This is a genomic window from Streptomyces sp. H39-C1, from assembly GCF_027158125.1.
Taxonomy (GTDB): Bacteria; Actinomycetota; Actinomycetes; order Streptomycetales; family Streptomycetaceae; genus Actinacidiphila; species Actinacidiphila fildesensis.
The window spans coordinates 19195-36391 of the sequence record NZ_JAPVLS010000090.1; the positions used below are offsets into that span (position 1 = coordinate 19195).

Below are 17197 nucleotides of genomic sequence, written 5' to 3' on the forward strand. Positions count from 1 at the left end.
GCCGTCATGAGCGACGAGTCCGTCACGTACGTAGCCGCCATCGACCAGGGCACGACCTCCAGCCGGTGCATCGTCTTCGACACCGACGGCTCCATCGTCGCCGTCGACCAGCGCGAGCACCGGCAGATCTTTCCCCGGCCCGGCTGGGTGGAGCACGACGCCACCGAGATCTGGTCCAAGGTGCAGGCGGTGGTGGCGGGCGCGCTCGCCAAGGCCGGACTGCGCGCGGACCAGCTCAGCGCGCTGGGCATCACCAACCAGCGGGAGACCACGGTGCTGTGGGACCGGGCCACCGGCCGGCCGGTGCACAACGCGATCGTCTGGCAGGACACCCGCACCGCCGCGCTCTGCGACGAACTCGGCGGCCAGGACGGCCAGGACCGCTTCCGCGAGCTGACCGGGCTACCGCTGGCCAGCTACTTCTCCGGGCCGAAGGCGGCCTGGCTGCTGGACAGCGTGCCGGGCCTGCGGCGGCGCGCCGAGAACGGCGAGATCGCCTTCGGCACCATCGACTCCTGGCTGATCTGGAATCTGACCGGCGGTGTCAACGGCGGGGTGCACGTCACCGACGTCACCAACGCCTCGCGCACCCTGCTGATGAACCTGGAAACGCTCCAGTGGGAGCCGTCGATCCTCAGCGCGATGAACATCCCCGAGGCGATCCTGCCGGAGATCCGGTCCTCCTCCGAGGTGTACGGCACCGCCGTCGGCCAGCTCGCGGGGGTGCCGGTGGCCGCCGCGCTCGGCGACCAGCAGTCGGCCGTCTTCGGGCAGACCTGCTACGAACCCGGCGAGGCCAAGAACACCTACGGCACCGGCAGTTTCCTGCTCCTCAACACCGGCACCCGGCCGGTGCCCTCCAAGAACGGCCTGATCACCACCGTGGGCTACCAGCTCGGCGGGGAGGCGCCGGTGTACTGCCTGGAGGGCTCGATCGCGATCACCGGCGCCCTGGTGCAGTGGTTCCGCGACCAGCTCGGCATCATCCGCTCCGCCGACGAGATCGAACCGCTGGCCGCCAGCGTCGCGGACAACGGCGGCGCGTACATCGTGCCCGCCTTCTCCGGTCTGTTCGCCCCGTACTGGCGCTCCGACGCGCGCGGGGTGATCACCGGTCTGACCCGTTACGTCACCAAGGCGCACCTCGCGCGGGCGGTGCTGGAAGCGACCAGCTGGCAGACCCGCGAGGTCGTCGACGCGATGTACCAGGACTCCGGGGTGCGGATCACCTCGCTGCGGGTGGACGGCGGCATGACCGTCAACAACCTGCTGATGCAGCACCAGGCGGACGTCCTGGGGGTACCGGTGATCCGGCCGGTGGTCGCCGAGACGACGTGTCTGGGCGCGGCCTACGCGGCCGGCCTCGCCACCGGGGTCTGGCCGGACCTGGACACCCTCAAGGCGCACTGGAAGCGCGACACGGAGTGGACCCCGGGCATGGACGAGCAGACCCGGGAGCGCGAGTACCGGCGGTGGAAGAAGGCCGTCGAGCGCAGCTTCGGCTGGCAGGACGAGGACGGTCAGGACGACCGGCCCTAGACCTTCGGCATCAGGTGGCGGCGGGCTCCCGGCGGTCCGCCGCCACCTTCGCGGCATGCTCGACCACGGTGATCAGCACCTCCTTGGCGGAGGCCCGGTCCCGCGCGTCGCACATCACGACCGGTACGTGCGGGTCGAGGTCCAGCGCGTCGCGGACCGTCTCCGTCGCGTGCTGGGTGGCGCCGTCGAAGACGTTCACGGCCACCGTGAAGGGGATGCCGCGCCGTTCGAAGTAGTCGACGGCGGCGAAGCAGTCCTCCAGGCGGCGGGTGTCGGCCAGCACGACCGCGCCGAGCGCGCCCTGGGCCAGCTCGTCCCACAGGAACCAGAAGCGGTCCTGTCCCGGCGTGCCGAACAGGTAGAGCACCAGGTCCTCGCGGAGCGTGATCCGCCCGAAGTCCATGGCGACGGTGGTGGTGCTCTTCGCCTCGACACCGTGGATGTCGTCGACCGGCCGGCCGGCCTCGCTGAGCGGTTCCTCGGTGCGCAGCGGCCTGATCTCGCTGACCGCACCCACCAACGTCGTTTTGCCGACCCCGAAACCGCCCGCGACCAGCAGCTTGAGCGCTACCGGATCGGGGGCGGACCTGCGGCGTCGGTCAGAGCGCCCGAAGCCCATTGATCACCTCTCGGAGAATGCTCTCGTCCGGCAGTTCAGCCGGCGGAACAGGCATGCTGACGTGGACGAGTTCCGCGTCCAGCAGGTCGCCGACGAGCACGCGCACCACGCCCACCGGCAGATCGAGATCGGCCGCCAGCTCGGCGACCGAGGTCGCCATCAGCTGGCAGCGGTCGACGATGTCGAGGTGCTCGGGCGACAGCGTGTGATCGCCCTCGGCCGCGCCGTCCTCGCCCTCCGGCTCGGTCATCACCAGGGCGATGAGGTCGAGCCGGCCCTCGGCGGCGTGGCTGGTGCGGCCACGTGTCATCGCGTACGGACGCACCACCGGGCCGGCGGCGTCGTCGTACCATCGGTCCTTTTCTGAAGTCATGTCACCCCGTACCCGTCCTCAGGTCATGCCGTCAGCCGCTGAGGGCCGCGCCGCTGTCGGTGCGGGGCGCGGTGCCCAGGTGGGCGCCGACCCGCTTGACCAGCAGCGCCATTTCGTACGCCACCTGCCCGACGTCGGAATCGGCGTCGCTGAGTACCGCGAGACAGCTGCCGTCGCCGGCCGCGGTCACGAAGAGGAAGGCGTCGTCCAGCTCCACCATGGTCTGCCGGACCCCGCCCGCGTCGAAGTGCCGGCCGACGCCCTTGGCCAGGCTGTGGAAGCCGGAGGCGACGGCGGCGAGGTGTTCCGAGTCCTCGCGGGTCAGTCCGTCCGAAGCGCCGATCGCCAGGCCGTCGCCGGAGAGCACCAGGGCCTTGCGGATGCTGGCCACGCGGGTGACCAGGTCGTCAAGGAGCCAGCTCAGCTCGCGTGTCGGGCTCGATGGTGCGGTCATCGACCGTTCCCCTCAGGAGTCGTTCTCGGTGCTGTTGGTTCGTCGCCCGGGCCGTGCGGGCCGACGCTGTCTTCTGCGATGTCGTGTTCGCGCCCACGCTGCCAGCCGCGCTGCAGCGCGGCCATCCGGTCCCGCACCTCGTCGGCGGTGCGTTCGCGCGGTGCCCCGGCGCCGGGCCGCACCGCGGTCCCGGTGTCCTGCGACACGGATTCGACGCGCAGCTGCGGGGCGAGGTTGGCCTGCCGGACGCGCTTCGGCAGCAGGGCCGCCGTCGGTGCCGACGGGCCGGACGGCTCCGCGGAGCGGGCCGCGGGGACGGTCGGCGGGGCGACCGGGCGGCCCCGGTCCGAGACCAGGACCGGGGCGGTACGCCGGCGGCGCGGCAGCGGCAGCGGTTCGCCGTCACCGCCGTCAGGACCGGGGGCGACGGGTTCGGGGGCGATGTCCGGTACCTGGACGTGCTCCCTGCCGTTCTCGCTCCCGGCGGTCTCGAGTCCCCACTGCCGGAAGGAGAGTTCGGTTCCGGTCGGGTCCATGTCGATCTCCTCCGCCCCGAGGATCCCGCCGAGGCGGGTCGCTCCGGTGTCCTCACCGGCATCGGTGAGCAGCGTGGCCGGGATGAGGACGACCGCTGTGGTCCCCCCGTACGGCGACAGGCGCAGGGAGACACGTACGCCGTGCCGCTGCGCGAGCCGGCTGACGACGAAGAGGCCGAGGCGGTCGGTGTCGGACAGCTCGAACTCGGGGGTCTCGGCGAGCCGCAGGTTCGCTTCCAGCAGCGCGTCCGGGGTGAGGCCGAGGCCTCGGTCGTCGATCTCCAGGACGAAGCCATTGGCGACGTGCTCGCCGTGCACCCGGACCGCGGTGTGCGGCGGGGAGAACACGGCGGCGTTCTCGATGAGTTCGGCGACCAGGTGCGTCACGTCGGCGACGGCCGAGCCGGCCACCGCCAGCCTGGGCAGCCTGCGGACCTCGATGCGCTCGTAGTCCTCGACCTCGGCGACCGCCGCGCGCACCACGTCCATGAGCTGGATGGGCTTGCGCCACTGCCGGGAGGGCGCGGCACCGGAGAGGATCACCAGGCCCTCGGCGTGCCGCCGCATACGGGTGGTCATGTGGTCGAGCCGGAAGAGGTCGGCGAGTTCCTCGGTGTCCTCGGTGCGCCGCTCCATGGCGTCCAGCAGGGTGAGCTGGCGGTGCAGCAGGACCTGGCTGCGGCGGGCGAGGTTGACGAAGACGTCGGAGACGCCGCGCCGCATGTCGGACTGGCGGACGGCCGCCTCGACGGCGGCGCGCTGCAGGGTGTTGAGGGCCTTGCCCACCTGCCCGATCTCGTCGTCGGTGTACTCCAGCCGCGGCACCTCGGTCTCGACGTCGACCTTCTCGCCGGCGGCGAGACGCCGCATGACGCGCGGCAGCCGGGTGCCGGAGACCTCCTGGGCCTCCTTGCGCAGCCCGGACAGGTCGCGGATCAGGCTGCGGCCGATGCGTACCGAGACGAAGATCGAGGCGAAGACGGCGATCAGGCCGAGGCCGCCCGCGACGGCCGCCATGATCAACAGCTTGAGGGCGTAGGGCTCGGCGCGCTTCTTGTGCAGGTCGCCCGACTGGACGCCGATCCGGTCGAGGTCGCCCAGCGCGGTGGTCGCGGTGCCGAGCCAGGAGGCCCGGTCGGCGGCGCGCGGCGCGGCGGCAGCGCCCGCGGCGATCACGGAGTCCTCCGCGGTGCGCAGTGCCTTGCCGGTGGCGCCCCGCCAGAACTCGTCGTAGAGCGTCCGCTCGTCGTCGGGAAGGAGTTTGAGGTTGTCGTCGTAGTAGTCCCGCTCCTCGCCGACGGCGAAGGTGAAGGAACGCAACTCCTGCGGGCTCATCCGGCCGGCGCTGATGGCCGCGGCCATCAGCGCGTCCTCGCGGCTGATCGCCTCCCGGGCCCGGGTGATCACGATGAGGGCGCGGCCCTGCCTGTCGAGCGACACGTTGTTCAGCGGGCTGAGCGAGTCGAGGAAGTCGTAGCAGGGGTCGACCATCGTGTTGTAGGCGCCGAAGGCGTCGTTACGGGTGATGGTCTGGCCGTCGACCTTGGCGCGCAGCGCGGGCAGTCCCTCGAACCCCTGGGTCACGGCGTCCAGTCGGAGCTTGGCCTCCCCGCTGAGGTCGGACCTGACGCCCGAGTCGAACGCGTTGGTGCGCAACTTGGCGAAGACCTTGTCGGTGACGGCTTCCTGCTTGGCCAGCCCGGCCTTGAAGTCCGAACGGCGGGGGTCGGCCAGGTACAGGATGGCGGCGCGCCGCTCCTGCTGCAGGGCCTGGACCGCGTCCTCGGTCGGGTAGCCGACGTCGTTGACGATGCGCTCGATGTCCAGCAGACCCCAGACCTCGCGGCCGGTGAGCGTGGCGGCGAATGCCCAGATGGCTGTGAGCGACACCAGCGGAATCAGCAGCAGCGCCACGATCTTCCGGCGGATCGTCGTACCGCGAAAGCGCATGGCCTCCCCAACGTCAGCCCCGTTCGGGGGGTGTTCGATCGCATGGAATCTGCGCGAGCCTACTACTGCCTCACAGGTAACTCGAAAGCCAGTCCGGTGGCCGGAGTCCGTCGGCCAGATTTTCCGATGGCTTGTTTTCGGGTTTAATCCGGGCAACCCGGATGGCAAGGTGGTGCGGGACACCCCGGTTCGGGCGCGATGCACCGTTGCCGCGAGTGGCTGGAAAGGTACTGCGGAATGTCGAGGGCGATTTGCGGGCAGTCACCTTCCATGGACACAGAACCCCTCTCCCTGTGGGTCGAAGATCCCGTCGGTACCCCGCGGATGGCCGATCCTGTCCGGGCCGCTGCCGTCCGCGCCGTGATGATCGCGTCCGTGACCCTCATAGAAGCGGTGATCACCACGCTGCTGACCTTCGGCGGTTCCTGGTGGTCCGCTCCGGCCATGATCTTCACCGTGGTCAGCACGATCGTCGCCACCTGGGCGGTGCTGGACGTGTGGGTGACCCGGCAGGTGTGGAACCAGCGCAACGGCGTGGTCTCCAGCCCGAGCAGCGCCGCGCGGGCGCTGCGCCGGGAGCGGCGCAGGGCACGGCGCAAGGAACGGACCGCGGGGAAGCCGAAGCCGCGCGGGCACATACCCCGGTCGCTGTCGCGGGCCTGAACCGGGCGTGCGGCGGCCCCTGAACCGGCCGTGAAGGACCCCCGGGGCCGGATCCGGACCCTGGACCCGGCCGCCGGCCCCCGCTCCTGCCCCGGCCCGACCACGGCTACCGGGGCTGCGGCTGAGCTTCCTGTGACGGAGCCTCCTGCGACTGCGGTTGCGGTCGTGACTGCTCCGGCGGACGGCGGAACATCCGGGTGGCCGTGATCTCCCCGTGCACCGTCTCGCTGCCGGTGTCCTGGACGGGCAGACCGGGCCGCAGATGCTCCTCGACGGTGATGTACTTCAGCCCGGCGCGCAGGTCCGCGTCGTTGCGCAGCCGGACGACCAGCGGGAACTCGGCGAGCGCCGTGGTGTCGAACAGGCCGGTGGTGTAGATCAGCTGGACGCCCAGCGCGTCGGCGACCGCCCGCTGCAGCTCCAGCAGATACGTCGCGTTGGCCCGGCCGATGGGGTTGTCCAGGAAGAGCGTGCCGGCGTGCCGGTGCCGGTCGCGGCCCCGGTCGTTGCTGCGCAGCGCCGCCATCGTGCAGTAGAGCGCGATGGCCGCGGTGAGCAGCTGGCCGCCGGAGAACACATCGCCCATCTGACCCACCGGGACGCGCTCCGCGCGCAGCACGGCGTCCGGCTTGAGGATCTCCACGGAGATCCCCTTCGGCTGGAGCGCCGCCGCGACGCCGCGCAGCAGCAGGGACATCCCGTCCCGGCGCAGGTCGGAGTTCTTGCGGACGGCGGCGCTCGTCGCCTCGTCGATGACCTCGCCGAGGCGCTCGGTGAGCGCCGCGTGGTCCGGGTCCTCGAACCGGATCCGCAGGAACTCCTGCCCGGACCAGTCGCCCAGCCCCTCGGGGAGTCGGGAGAGCCGCTGGGCGGAGCGCAGGGTGGCGAGCGAGGACTCGACGAGGCCGCGCAGCCGGTCCACGATGCTGTCGCGGTTGCGCTCCAACTGCTGCATCTCGTCGGTCAGCACCCGCAGCCGCGGCGCGAACGCCACCGCCCAGGCCGCCGCGTGCTCGGGCAGTCCGGCCGCCGGCAGTTCACGGATCTGCTGCCGGGCCGGGGTCCTGACCTGCTCGAACCGGGCGGCGTTGGCATGGCGCACGAGGATGTCGGACGCCTCGCGCAGCTGCGATTCGGCCGCCGAGAGGTCGGTGGCGCAGCCGCGCAGGCTCCGGCGGACCTCGGCGGAGACCGTACGGGCCTCCTCCAGGGTGCCCGCGTAGGGCTCGGGCTCCGCTTCGGCCTCCTCGTGGGTCGCCGGGCCGTCCCTGAGCAGATCGCGCAGCAGCGCGGCCAGTTCGTCGAAGCCGCCGGCCGCGTCCTCCGCGGCCCGGTGCGAGCGCACCAGGTCCGCGTGCGCGCCCCGGGCCTCGTCCAGTGCCTCGGTGCGTGCGGCGAGTTCGCCGTTGGCGCCGCGCAGCAGCTCCTGGGCGTGCCCGGCGTCGCGCGGCAGCAGTCCGGCGGGCAGCTCGGTGTGCGACTCCCCGGTGGCGGGGGCGAGCCGCTCGGATTCACCGCGCAGCCGGCCCAGCTGCTCGCTGGCCGCGGAGGCGCGGGCCTCGATGGTCTGGACGAGCTGCTCGGCGCGGGCCGCGGCGGCCTGCCGGGACGGGCCGTCGGCGCCGTCGGAACCCTCCAGGAGCTGGGCGGCGCGGCTGCGGACCTTGTTGGTCAGCCGGTCCAGTTCGGTGAGGGCCGAGCTCTCGGTGCTCTCCGCGCGGGCCTGTTCGGCGCGCAGGTCCGCGCCGACGCCGACCTGCTCGTACAGCTGTGAGGCCGCACGGTAGGCCTCGCGCAGCGCGGGGAGCGATTCGCCGGAGGGCGGCGCCGTGTCCCGCGCGGGCTCGTCGGGCGCGCCCGCGATCTCGGAGCGTTCGGCGCGCAGCACCCGGGCGGTGCGGCGGGCGTCGTCCGCGCCGCGCTGGGCGGCCCTGCGGTCCTCGTCGGCCGCCTGGGCCAGTGCGAGACAGGTCTCGGCGCGGGCCTCGGCCTCGGACGCGTCCTCGGTCAGTTCCCGGGTACGGCGCTGCCAGGGGGCCCGGTCGCGCAGCCGGTGGGCCAGCCCGGCCCGCAGCTCCGCGCGGCGCCGGGCCTGCTGCGCCGCGTCCGGGCGCGCGTCGCGCTCCCGGGCCGCCTCGGCCGACACCTCGTCCGCCTCGGCGCGCCGGGCGCGCGCCTCCGTCAGTTCCGCGCGGGCCGCCGCCACGGCCTCCACGGCCGCTTCCACGGCCACCGCGAGTTGGCCGAGCTGCCCCTGCGGGCAGCCGGACCGCCAGGACGCGAGCCGCGCGGCCAGCGTCCGGTCATGGCCGAGCCGGGCGGCCAGCGCGCGGATCTCGGCCTCCCGGGCGCTCGCCCGGGTCCGCAGCTCCTGGCGTTCGCCGTCGGCCGCCAGTTCGTCGTGCATCGCGGGGTTCGGCGGGACGAGGAACACGTCGGACCCGTCGCCGCCCGAGGGGGTCGGTGCGAGCAGGGCGGCCGCGGTGCCCACCGCCACGGTCGAGCGGGGCAGCAGGGCCGCCTGCGCGAGGACCTCGCGGGCCCTGCGGTACGTCTCCGGGTCGGTGACGACGACGCCGTCCACCAGCTCCGGGCGCGCCGACATCACGGCGGTGTGGTCCGCGGGGTCCACGGCCTGCGCGAGGTAGCGCCAACCGGGCAGTGCGGGGATGCCGTGCTCGCCCAGGTACTCCACGGTGGCCAGCACGTCGGGGCCGGGCGGCAGCAGGCCGCCGTCACCGAGCGCCGCCAGGATCCGCGCGTCGTCGGCGGCCGTGGTGCGCAGGTCGAACAGCTGCCGCTCGGCGGCCGCGACGGTGCCGTCCAGCAGCTCCCGCAGCGGTTCGGCGAACGCGTCCAGCTCCATGGCGCCCAGCGGGCGGGCGTCGGGGCGGTGCGGTGCGGCGGGCGCGGCGTCGGGGCGGTGCCGGTCGCCGGCGGAGGCCGCCGAGCCGCGGGGGCCGGGGATGGCGTCCCGGGTGACGGACTCGTTCGCCGTCGGGCCCGGCAGGCTGAGGAGTTCGGACAGCCGTGGTTCTGCCGCGAGGGCCTCGGCGACGCGGACGTCGGCGGAGTGGGCGGCCTCCGCGGCCTGGCGCGCGGTCTCCCGGGCGGCCTCGGCGCCGGCGGCGGCGACGCGCTCGGCGTCGGAGGCCTCCAGTGCGGCACGGGCCGGGTCGGCGTCCGGGGCGGAGTCGTCGAGCCAGCCGGCGCCGACGGCCTCGGCCGTCTCCTGCGCGACCTCGGCGAGCCGCTGCCCGAGGTGGCCGGCCTCGCTGCGGGACCGCTGGGCCTCGGTGGCCGCGGCGGTGGCGTCCCGGTGGGCGGCCATGGACTGCTCCTGGAGCGCGGCGGAGCGCTCCTCCTCGCGGTCCGCCTGCTGGTCGGCGCCGTCCGCCGCCGCGTGCAGCGCGCGCACCAGGTCACCGGCGGCCAGCGTGCGGGCGGCCAGTGCGGGAGCCGCGTCGCGTTCGGCCTCCTGGATGGCCGCGCTGACCCGGGCCAGCCGGTCTCCGGCGGCGCGGTGCCGCAGCACCGTCTCGGCCGCCTGCCAGGCGGAGTGCAGGGTGCGCGCCTCGTTCAGCTCGCGGCGCAGTCCCGCGGCGGCCTTGTCGGACGCGGCGAGGGCCAGCGAGGCGTGCCGGTAGGCGAGTTCGGCGGCCACCAGGGCGCTGCGGCCGCGGGCCCGGTCGGCGTCGGTGACGGCCTGGGCGGCCCGGTCGGTGTTCTGCGCGAGTTCCGCGCCGCGGCCGCGCTCCTCCCGGGCGCGCGCGGACAGCCGGCGGGCCAGGGCGCGGGTGCGCCGCTCGGACTGGGTGTGGATGCCGCGCGCCAGTTCACGGGCACTGGCGTGCTCGACGATCCGCTCCAGCAGCTCCAGCGAGCCGGCGGTGAAGTCGCGCTCCGCGGTCAGTTCGGCACGGCGGCCGAGCTTGCCGGCGAAGCTGTGGACGAGGTCCGCGAGTCCGTCGGTGTCCCGGGTGTCGGTGACGGCGCGCAACAGCAGGTCGGCGAAGTCGGAGTCGTGCCGGACGGCGAAGAGCCCGGCCGCCTCGCCCTCGTCGGCGTTCATCTCCCGCTGGTAGCGGAAGAGCTCCGGGTCCAGGCCGATCTCACCGAGGTGTTCGTTCCACCGGTCGTGGATCTCCTCCCACACCACTTCCAGGTGCGGGTAGAACTTGCCGGCCTCGGTGAGGGCGTCGCGGAAGCCCTTCATGGTGCGGCGGCGGCCCGTCGCGCCCGAGGCGCCCTCGGCGGGCGGCCGGACGGCGGTGGACTCGGCGACCGGGAGCGAGTCCAGGCTGAGCCCGGGGCCGGGGCGGAACGAGTACCAGGCCTCGGCGAACTTGCGCGGGTCGGAGGAGACCTGGCGGCCGCGCCACTCGCTGACCTTGCCGACGACCACCAGCTCGCCGGTGACGGTGTGCTGCCACTCCAGCGCCACATGCCCGCAGTCGTCGGCCAGCAGGAACTTGCGGAGCACGCCGGAGCTGGCCCCGCCGAGGGTGTTGCGGTGGCCGGGCAGCATCACCGAGAAGATCAGCTTGAGCAGGACGGACTTGCCGCCGCCGTTCTCCAGGAACAGCACGCCCGCGGGGGCGGGGCGGCGCAGCGGGCCGGTCGGCTCGTCCTGGAAGAACTCGGCCTGGGCGGGCGCGGGCTGCGGTACGGGCGCGCCGACACCCCGCAGGTCCAGGACGGTGTCTGCGTACCGCGCACCGGCGGGGCCGATGGAGTACAGGCGGAGCCGGGACAGCTCGTACATGGCGGCGGACTCTCGTTATCTGCGCGGGTGGGCGCGCGGGTGGTTACGGCTCAGGAGTGGCTGTGCTGGTCTTCTTGGCTGTGCCGGCTCTCGCGGCCGTGGCTCCGGTGGCCGTCGCCCCGGTGGCCGTCGCCCCGGTGGCTGTCGCTCTCGTGGAACGGCAGGCCGGCCTCGGCGACGAGGTCCAGCTCCCCGGTGTCGTCGGGCGGCAGCAGGGTCGCGGAACCGTCGCTCACCGGGACGACGCCCAGCTCCAGGAGTTCGGCCATGGCCGCGCTGCCCGCCATGTCCCTGACCTGCAGCTGGTACCGGGCCGTGGTGCGGAACGTGCCGCCCGCGTCGTCCCCGGTGCGCTGCAGGAAGCCGGAGTCGACGAGGAAGGCGACCGCCTTGCCGACGATGCCGGTGGTGGAACCGGCCAGCCGCCGGGCGTCCTTGGTCGCGCCGGTGGCGCTGCGGCGCGTCCAGACCCGCCAGGCCGCTTCCAGGCCGGGCGCGTCGCTGGCCGGGTCGGTGTTCTCGCCCTGCTCCTCGGCGCGCTCCTCCAGCCGGCGGCAGGCCTGGCGGACGAACCCGTCGATGCCGTTGACGGTGATCCGGCCGATGTACCCGTCGTCCGCGAGGTCCTCGGGGCGGGGGAACGCCATGGTGGCGGTGGCCAGGTGCGCCAGGCCGTGCAGGAAGCGGTCGGCGGCGTCGGAGGCGGCCCGCCGCGAGTACTCGCCCATCCGGACCGCGAACACCGAGTCCTCGGCGGCGGCCACGGCCATCCCGGCGCGCGGCGACACCTCCAGGACGATCAGGCCGAGCCCGGCGGCGACGGCGTCCGCGAGCCGGGCGAAGGCGGGCTCCTCGCGGTGTCTGCGGATCAGTTCCGCGTACTCCGCGTCCCGGGCCGGCAGCAGCTTGGGCTGCAGCCCGTAGGAGACCAGCCGGGCGGCGTCCGCCGCGTCGGCCGCGGTGACGGGTGACGGGGCGCCGGATCGCGCGGCCGGCGCGGCATCGCCGTACGCGGCCGGCGGCGCGGTCTCGGCGTCGCGGTACTCGGTCACGGGTGGATCTCCTCGGGGCGGACGGCGGATGGCTGCTCGGCGGGACTTCGACGACAACGCCCAGGGAGCGTGCGTACCAGACCCCGCCGACCTGGGGGCACCTCCCAGCGGTAGCTGGGGGAGGGGCCGGGGGCCCGGGTGGGTGCGGCGGCTGTCATGCGATCTCCGAACGGGCCGCGGCCATCCCGGCCGTGTCGAGCCGGGCGGTGCCCACGATCAGGTCGGCGCCGCCGAACTCCGGATCCGTCAGCTCCTCGCCGTCGTCGACGGAGAACAGCAGCCGCGGCTCGCCCTGCCGGTAGGCGGTGCCGACCGGCGGGCTGGCGGCGTGCACCGCCAGCAGGGCGACGAGGTAGGGCAGTTCGGGGTCGCGGCGGCGGGCGTCGGCGAGCAGCCCGGACAGCCGGCGCGGCGCGTCGTCCGGCAGGTCCAGCAGTTCCAGCGCGCTCTCCAGCTGCTCCTCGGTGAAGCGGCTGTCGGCGGGGGTGGCCACCAGGTCCGGTTCCGGCATCGCCGCGCCCAGGTGCTCGCGCTCGGTGGGCGGGGTGAGCAGCACGTCCACCAGGTCGCAGATCCGCACCGCGGGCGGGGTGCGGAAGCCCGCGCCGCGGGCGAAGAAGGCGTCGGTGACCCGGGACGCCTGCTCGACGGGGAGCGGCAGGACGGGCGAGACCAGCTGCCCGTACAGGTCGAGCCCGGCCCGGGCGGGCGCCGACGCGAACGCCTGGCGGTCCTGCTCCGCGCGGAACAGCGGCCCGGCCTCCAGCAGCCGGGACTGCAGCTGGGTGTGGCGGCGGATGCAGTCCTTGACGATGTCGACGAGCTCGGCGGCCCGCCGCTTGTGCTCGGGGTCCTCCGCCTCGTCGCGCGCCTTGCGGATGTTGGTGAGGATCGCGTTCTCGTGCCGGTACCGGTCGGCGACGTGGTCCAGCGCCTCGGCGATCATGTCCGGGACGGCGCGCAGCCAGTCCACCGCCCGGACATTGCGCCGGGTCGCCTCCAGGGCGCGGCGCAGCGTCTCCGCGTACTGCACGGTCCGGTAGCGGGCCTGCTCGGCGGCGAGCTGGGCGTCCGCCAGCCGTCCCCGGCTGATCAGCACCTCCAGCTTGACCTCGGCGGCGATCTGGGCGCTGGTGACGTCCGTGTCGAGCGCGCCGACCAGGACGTTGACCGCCTCGTCGGTGGTGCGCAGATACACGCCGCCGCCGGGGCCCGGCACCTCCTCGATCAGCTTGAAGTCGTAGTCACGGCGGACGTACGCTCCGTCGGCGCCGAAGGTGCCGTAGACCGCGCGGAAGCCGCGGTCCACGCTGCCGACGTTGATCAGGTTCTCCAGCACCCAGCGGGCGACCCGCTCGTGCTCCTCGACGGGCCGGCGCGGTGACTGGGCGGCGACCCGGGGCAGCAGCCTGGTCACTATCTGCTCCGGGTCGGCCCCGGTGTCGAAGTCCATGTTGAGCGTGACCATGTCGATGGCGGACAGCGCCACCTCCGCCATCGCGTACACCGAGTACTCACCGGCCAGGTTCGCCTTGCGCACGTCCAGGTCGTGCAGCGGCGCGGTGCACGCGAGCGCCTTGAGGCGGCGGGCCAGGCCCTCGTCGGCGGCCGGGCCCGGAGCGGGGCGGGGCGCGCCCGTCGTCGGGTACGGGGTGGTTACGGTCACGACGCACACATTAGGCGGTGCCACCGACATCGAACGAAACGGCACGGATCACCCGCCCGGCCACAAGTCACCCCCAGGGCCTGTCGTCAAACTGCCGCCTGCCCGGCGGGCGGACGCCGCCACTTCGAAGACAGGCCCTGTCAGAGCCGTACCCGATGGCACCATGGCGGACATGGTCATCGATCTCAACGCGGATCTCGGCGAGGGCTTCGGCCGGTGGACCCTCACCGACGACGACGCGCTGCTCTCCGTCGTCACCAGCGCCAACGTCGCGTGCGGCTTCCACGCGGGCGATCCGGTCACGATGCGGCGGGTCTGCGCGCTCGCCGCCGAGCGCGGCGTACGGATCGGCGCGCAGGTCTCCTACCGGGACCTGGCCGGCTTCGGGCGGCGCGCCATGGACGTGCCATCGGACGAGCTGGCCGCCGAAGTCGCCTATCAGATCGGCGCCCTGGACGTCTTCGCTCGGGCGGCGGGCTCACGGGTCTCGTACGTCAAGCCGCACGGCGCGCTCTACAACCGGACGGTCGGAGACGCGGCGCAGGCCGCCGCCGTGGTGGCGGGCGTCCTGCTGGCCGGCGGGCCGGACGGCGGGCTGCCGGTGCTGGGGCTGCCCGGCTCCGAGCTGCTGGCCGCGGCGGAGAAGGCCGGGCTGACAGCGGTGGCCGAGGCGTTCGCCGACCGCGCCTACACCGAGCGGGGAACCCTCGTGCCGCGGAGTGAGGCGGGCGCGGTGCTCCAGGACGCCGACGCCGTCGTCGCGCAGGCCCTGGCGGTCGCCCGTGACGGGCAGGTCGTCGCGGCCGGCGGCCGGCGGATCGCCGCCGGCGCGCGGTCGCTGTGCCTGCACGGCGACACGCCCGGCGCGGCGGACCTCGCGCGGCGGGTGCGGCGCGAACTCCAGGACGCGGGCGTCTCGTTGCGGCCCTTCGCATGAGGACGCTCCCGGTGGGGGAACGCGCGCTGCTGGTGGAGCTGGACGCGGACGGCGAGGTCGGGGCGTTCCACGCCGAGCTGCTGCGGCGGCGGGCGGCCGGGACGCTGCCGGAGGTGCGCGAGATCGTGCCGGCGGCCCGCACGATCCTGCTCGACGGCCTGGCCGACCCCCGCGCGCTCGCCGTGGAGCTCGCCGCCTGGACCGTCCCGCCGCTCACGGCGGAAGCCGGGGCGGAGACGGAGATCCGGGTGCGGTACGACGGGCCCGATCTGGCGGACGTCGCCGGGCTGTGGGGCGTTCGACCCGAGGAGGTCCCGGACATCGTCGGCGGCCTCGTCTTCCGGGTGGCGTTCTGCGGCTTCGCTCCTGGTTTCGGGTATTTGACCGGACTCCCCGAGCACCGGCACGTACCGCGCCGGGCCACCCCCCGGACCTCGGTTCCCGCCGGTTCGCTGGCGCTGGCCGGACCGTACGCGGGCGTTTACCCGCGCTCCTCCCCCGGCGGCTGGCAGCTGATCGGCACCACCGACGCCGTCCTGTGGGACCCGCGGCGCGAGCCGGCGGCACTCCTGACCCCCGGCACCCAGGTGCGCTTCACGCGGGACGCGGCATGACACAGCACGCGGAACGTGACACGGCGCGGGGGTCGGTGCGGGTGGTGCGGGCCGGCGCGCTGACGACCGTGCAGGACCTCGGGCGGCCGGGCCACGCCCACCTCGGTGTGCCGCGCTCCGGGGCACTGGACCCGCCCGCGCACCGCCGGGCCAACCGGCTGGTCGGCAACCCGGACGGGGCGGCGACCCTGGAGACGACCGTCAACGGCTGCGCGGTGCGGACGGACCGCCCCGTCGTCGCGGCCGTCACCGGCGCGCCCTGCGCCGTCCGGATCGACGGCCGCCCCGCCCCCTGGGGCGCCGCGGTCCTGGTGCCGGCCGGCGCCGTCCTGGAACTCGGCGCCGCCGAGGGCGGACTGCGCTGCTATCTGGCGCTCGCGGGCGGCATCGACGTCGAGCCGGTGCTCGGCAGCCGCTCCGCCGACCTGCTCTCGGGGCTCGGCCCGCCACCGCTGTCGGAGCACGACACGCTCCCGCTGGGCGCCCCCCGCGGGAGGTCCCGCGACGCCGACACGATGCCGTGGCCCGCGCCGCCGGCCGAACTCGTCCTGCCGCTCGTGCTCGGCCCGCGTGACGACTGGTTCGCCGAGGACGCGCCACGGCTGCTGGCGGCCGGCGCGTACACCGTCTCCGCCGCCTCCAACCGCATCGGGCTGCGCACCGAAGGCCCCGCGCTGCGGCGGGCGTTCGACGGCGAGCTGCCCAGCGAGGGGATGGTGCTGGGCGCCGTCCAGGTGCCGCCCGACGGCCGCCCGGTCGTCTTCCTGGCCGACCACCCCACCACCGGCGGCTATCCCGTGATCGGCGTCGTGCCGGAGCCGCGGCTCGCCGCGGCGGCGCAGGCCGTCCCCGGCACGCCCGTACGGTTCCTCCCGGTGCACGGGCGCGGGTTCCGGCGCGGCCGCGGCTAGGGCGTGTTGCGAAAGGAGCGCCGTTCGCCCGGAGGGCGTGGCCCACGGCGTCCGGTGCGTGCGCTCGCAAGGCGGAGGGCCGTCCTCGTACCGGACGTACGTGGACGAGCCCGACAACGCCGCGAGGGCGCGTGCCAGGCGTCGTGGGCCAGGCGGGACCTTCGCAACACGCCCTAGTCGAGCGCGGCCAGCGCCCCGGTGGTCAGGTCGTGGACCCGGGTGTCCAGGACGTGGGTGGTGCCGGCGGCCCGGTGGCGGCATTCCGCGGCGGCGAGGCGGAGGAGTCCGGGGAGCAGATCCGTGCAGCGGTCCGCGATCCAGTGGGTGCCGCGGGTCGCCATCCACCAGGCGCCCGCCGCCCGTGAGGGGCCGGGTCCTGCGGGGTCGGGGTGCGGGGGCTCGCCGGCGGCGAGGCCGTGCACGGTGAGCAGGGCGTGGAACTCGCCGGCCAGCAGCCGGTGCCCGAGTTCGCTGGGGTGCAGGCGGTCCGCGCTCCACGCGGCACGGTCCGCCGTCCACGGCCGGTCCGCCGCGTGCAGATGGAGTGCGCCGTGCCGTTGCGACAGGACGTGCACCACGTGGTTGACCGCCCGCATCCGGCGGGCGAGCGGACGGGCCAGCGGCCAGGGCAGCCCGATGGCGCGTCCCGGGTCGGGGAGGCAGGCCGTCAGCACGCCGGAGCCGTCGGCCCGCAGCGCGCCCAGTACGGCGTCGAGGCGCCGTGCGACGACGGTGATGTCGAACGAGCCGCGCAGTGTGTCGTTGGCCCCGACCAGGACGGACGCCAGATGCGGCCGGAAGCGCAGCGCGTCGTCGAGCTGCCGCCCCGCCACGTCGGAGGTGAGCGCGCCGCTGTGGGCGCAGTTGAGCAGTTCCACGTCGTGGGGCCCCGCTCCCAGGCCGGGCGCGAGCAGCGCCGCCCAGCCGCGCCACCGCCCGTCGGGACCGGGGTCGCCGAGTCCCTCGGTGAGGGAGTCGCCCAGCGCGGCGAAGCGGATCGCCGGCGGGTGCCCGTCCGCCAGGCGTCCGGCCGGCGGGTGGTCGTGCCGGCCGCCCGGCCGGGGGTCGGGTGCCAGGACGGGGGCGGTCACGGGGTCTCCCCAGCGGCCCGGGTGGAC

General features: G+C 74.6%; 12 protein-coding genes and 1 pseudogene. 5 read left to right on the forward strand and 8 right to left on the reverse strand.

The features are described from left to right. Window positions 1-6: 6 nt before the first annotated feature. A complete protein-coding gene (gene glpK / locus O3W51_RS38870) occupies window positions 7-1539 on the forward strand; it encodes a glycerol kinase GlpK (protein WP_138357788.1) in 1533 nt (510 codons plus the stop codon). Between the two features lie 10 nt (window positions 1540-1549). Here glpK and O3W51_RS38875 read toward each other — a convergent pair whose 3' ends face one another. Genes O3W51_RS38875 through O3W51_RS38890 form a run of 4 tightly spaced genes read right to left on the reverse strand, consistent with a single transcriptional unit; the run spans window position 1550 to window position 5471 of the window. Then, window positions 1550-2158, reverse strand: coding sequence for a GTP-binding protein (locus O3W51_RS38875; protein ID WP_138357787.1), 609 nt, complete (start codon window positions 2156-2158; stop codon window positions 1550-1552). Next, window positions 2139-2531, reverse strand: coding sequence for a DUF742 domain-containing protein (locus O3W51_RS38880; RefSeq protein ID WP_138357786.1), 393 nt, complete (start codon window positions 2529-2531; stop codon window positions 2139-2141). Before O3W51_RS38880 ends, O3W51_RS38875 begins: the two co-directional genes overlap by 20 nt. 31 nt (window positions 2532-2562) lie before the next feature. Further along, complete coding sequence (locus O3W51_RS38885) at window positions 2563-2985, reverse strand: roadblock/LC7 domain-containing protein (protein ID WP_138357785.1); 423 nt, start codon at window positions 2983-2985, stop codon at window positions 2563-2565. Beyond that, window positions 2982-5471 (reverse strand): sensor histidine kinase, encoded by a 2490-nt coding sequence (locus tag O3W51_RS38890; RefSeq protein WP_138357784.1) that lies wholly within the window; start codon window positions 5469-5471, stop codon window positions 2982-2984. Before O3W51_RS38890 ends, O3W51_RS38885 begins: the two co-directional genes overlap by 4 nt. Before the next feature lie 270 nt (window positions 5472-5741). On the opposite strand from O3W51_RS38890, the gene O3W51_RS38895 reads away from it, so the two are divergent. Beyond that, the gene (locus tag O3W51_RS38895) at window positions 5742-6134 is read left to right on the forward strand and encodes a hypothetical protein (protein ID WP_138357783.1); all 393 of its coding nucleotides are present in this window, start codon (window positions 5742-5744) and stop codon (window positions 6132-6134) included. A gap of 106 nt (window positions 6135-6240) precedes the next feature. Here O3W51_RS38895 and O3W51_RS38900 read toward each other — a convergent pair whose 3' ends face one another. The 3 genes and pseudogenes from O3W51_RS38900 to O3W51_RS38910 all read right to left on the reverse strand — a co-directional run bounded on the left by O3W51_RS38900 (window position 6241) and on the right by O3W51_RS38910 (window position 13647). Further along, window positions 6241-10899 carry a hypothetical protein gene (locus O3W51_RS38900; protein ID WP_269288634.1) on the reverse strand — a complete coding sequence of 1553 codons (4659 nt, stop codon included), beginning with the start codon at window positions 10897-10899 and terminating at the stop codon, window positions 6241-6243. Window positions 10900-11051: 152 nt separating this feature from the next. Continuing rightward, window positions 11052-11951, reverse strand: a pseudogene (locus tag O3W51_RS38905) (hypothetical protein); the annotation flags it as partial. Between the two features lie 154 nt (window positions 11952-12105). Beyond that, window positions 12106-13647 carry a hypothetical protein gene (locus tag O3W51_RS38910; protein WP_232485780.1) on the reverse strand — a complete coding sequence of 514 codons (1542 nt, stop codon included), beginning with the start codon at window positions 13645-13647 and terminating at the stop codon, window positions 12106-12108. A 133-nt stretch (window positions 13648-13780) separates the two neighbouring features. Here O3W51_RS38910 and O3W51_RS38915 point away from each other — a divergent pair, with 133 nt between their 5' ends. Genes O3W51_RS38915 through O3W51_RS38925 form a run of 3 tightly spaced genes read left to right on the forward strand, consistent with a single transcriptional unit; the run spans window position 13781 to window position 16079 of the window. Beyond that, window positions 13781-14554: a LamB/YcsF family protein gene (locus O3W51_RS38915; RefSeq protein WP_138357781.1), complete on the forward strand. Its 774-nt coding sequence runs from the start codon at window positions 13781-13783 to the stop codon at window positions 14552-14554. Next, window positions 14551-15168, forward strand: a complete 618-nt coding sequence (locus O3W51_RS38920) for a 5-oxoprolinase subunit B family protein (protein WP_138357780.1) — start codon at window positions 14551-14553, stop codon at window positions 15166-15168. The genes O3W51_RS38915 and O3W51_RS38920 overlap by 4 nt, the downstream gene beginning before the upstream one ends. Next, window positions 15165-16079: a biotin-dependent carboxyltransferase family protein gene (locus O3W51_RS38925; RefSeq protein ID WP_269288636.1), complete on the forward strand. Its 915-nt coding sequence runs from the start codon at window positions 15165-15167 to the stop codon at window positions 16077-16079. The genes O3W51_RS38920 and O3W51_RS38925 overlap by 4 nt, the downstream gene beginning before the upstream one ends. Before the next feature lie 173 nt (window positions 16080-16252). On the opposite strand, the gene O3W51_RS38930 is transcribed toward O3W51_RS38925, so the two are convergent. Next, window positions 16253-17170 (reverse strand): SGNH/GDSL hydrolase family protein, encoded by a 918-nt coding sequence (locus tag O3W51_RS38930; protein ID WP_381588128.1) that lies wholly within the window; start codon window positions 17168-17170, stop codon window positions 16253-16255. Window positions 17171-17197: the final 27 nt, after the last annotated feature.

Bases quoted from the DNA above. Each gene is read 5' to 3' on its own strand.
- glpK (WP_138357788.1), top strand. From the start codon at position 7: ATGAGCGACGAGTCCGTCACGTACGTAGCCGCCATCGACCAGGGCACG.
- O3W51_RS38875 (WP_138357787.1), bottom strand. From the start codon at position 2,158: ATGGGCTTCGGGCGCTCTGACCGACGCCGCAGGTCCGCCCCCGATCCG.
- O3W51_RS38880 (WP_138357786.1), bottom strand. From the start codon at position 2,531: ATGACTTCAGAAAAGGACCGATGGTACGACGACGCCGCCGGCCCGGTG.
- O3W51_RS38885 (WP_138357785.1), bottom strand. From the start codon at position 2,985: ATGACCGCACCATCGAGCCCGACACGCGAGCTGAGCTGGCTCCTTGAC.
- O3W51_RS38890 (WP_138357784.1), bottom strand. From the start codon at position 5,471: ATGCGCTTTCGCGGTACGACGATCCGCCGGAAGATCGTGGCGCTGCTG.
- O3W51_RS38895 (WP_138357783.1), top strand. From the start codon at position 5,742: ATGGACACAGAACCCCTCTCCCTGTGGGTCGAAGATCCCGTCGGTACC.
- O3W51_RS38900 (WP_269288634.1), bottom strand. From the start codon at position 10,899: ATGTACGAGCTGTCCCGGCTCCGCCTGTACTCCATCGGCCCCGCCGGT.
- O3W51_RS38910 (WP_232485780.1), bottom strand. From the start codon at position 13,647: ATGTCGGTGGCACCGCCTAATGTGTGCGTCGTGACCGTAACCACCCCG.
- O3W51_RS38915 (WP_138357781.1), top strand. From the start codon at position 13,781: ATGGCGGACATGGTCATCGATCTCAACGCGGATCTCGGCGAGGGCTTC.
- O3W51_RS38920 (WP_138357780.1), top strand. From the start codon at position 14,551: ATGAGGACGCTCCCGGTGGGGGAACGCGCGCTGCTGGTGGAGCTGGAC.
- O3W51_RS38925 (WP_269288636.1), top strand. From the start codon at position 15,165: ATGACACAGCACGCGGAACGTGACACGGCGCGGGGGTCGGTGCGGGTG.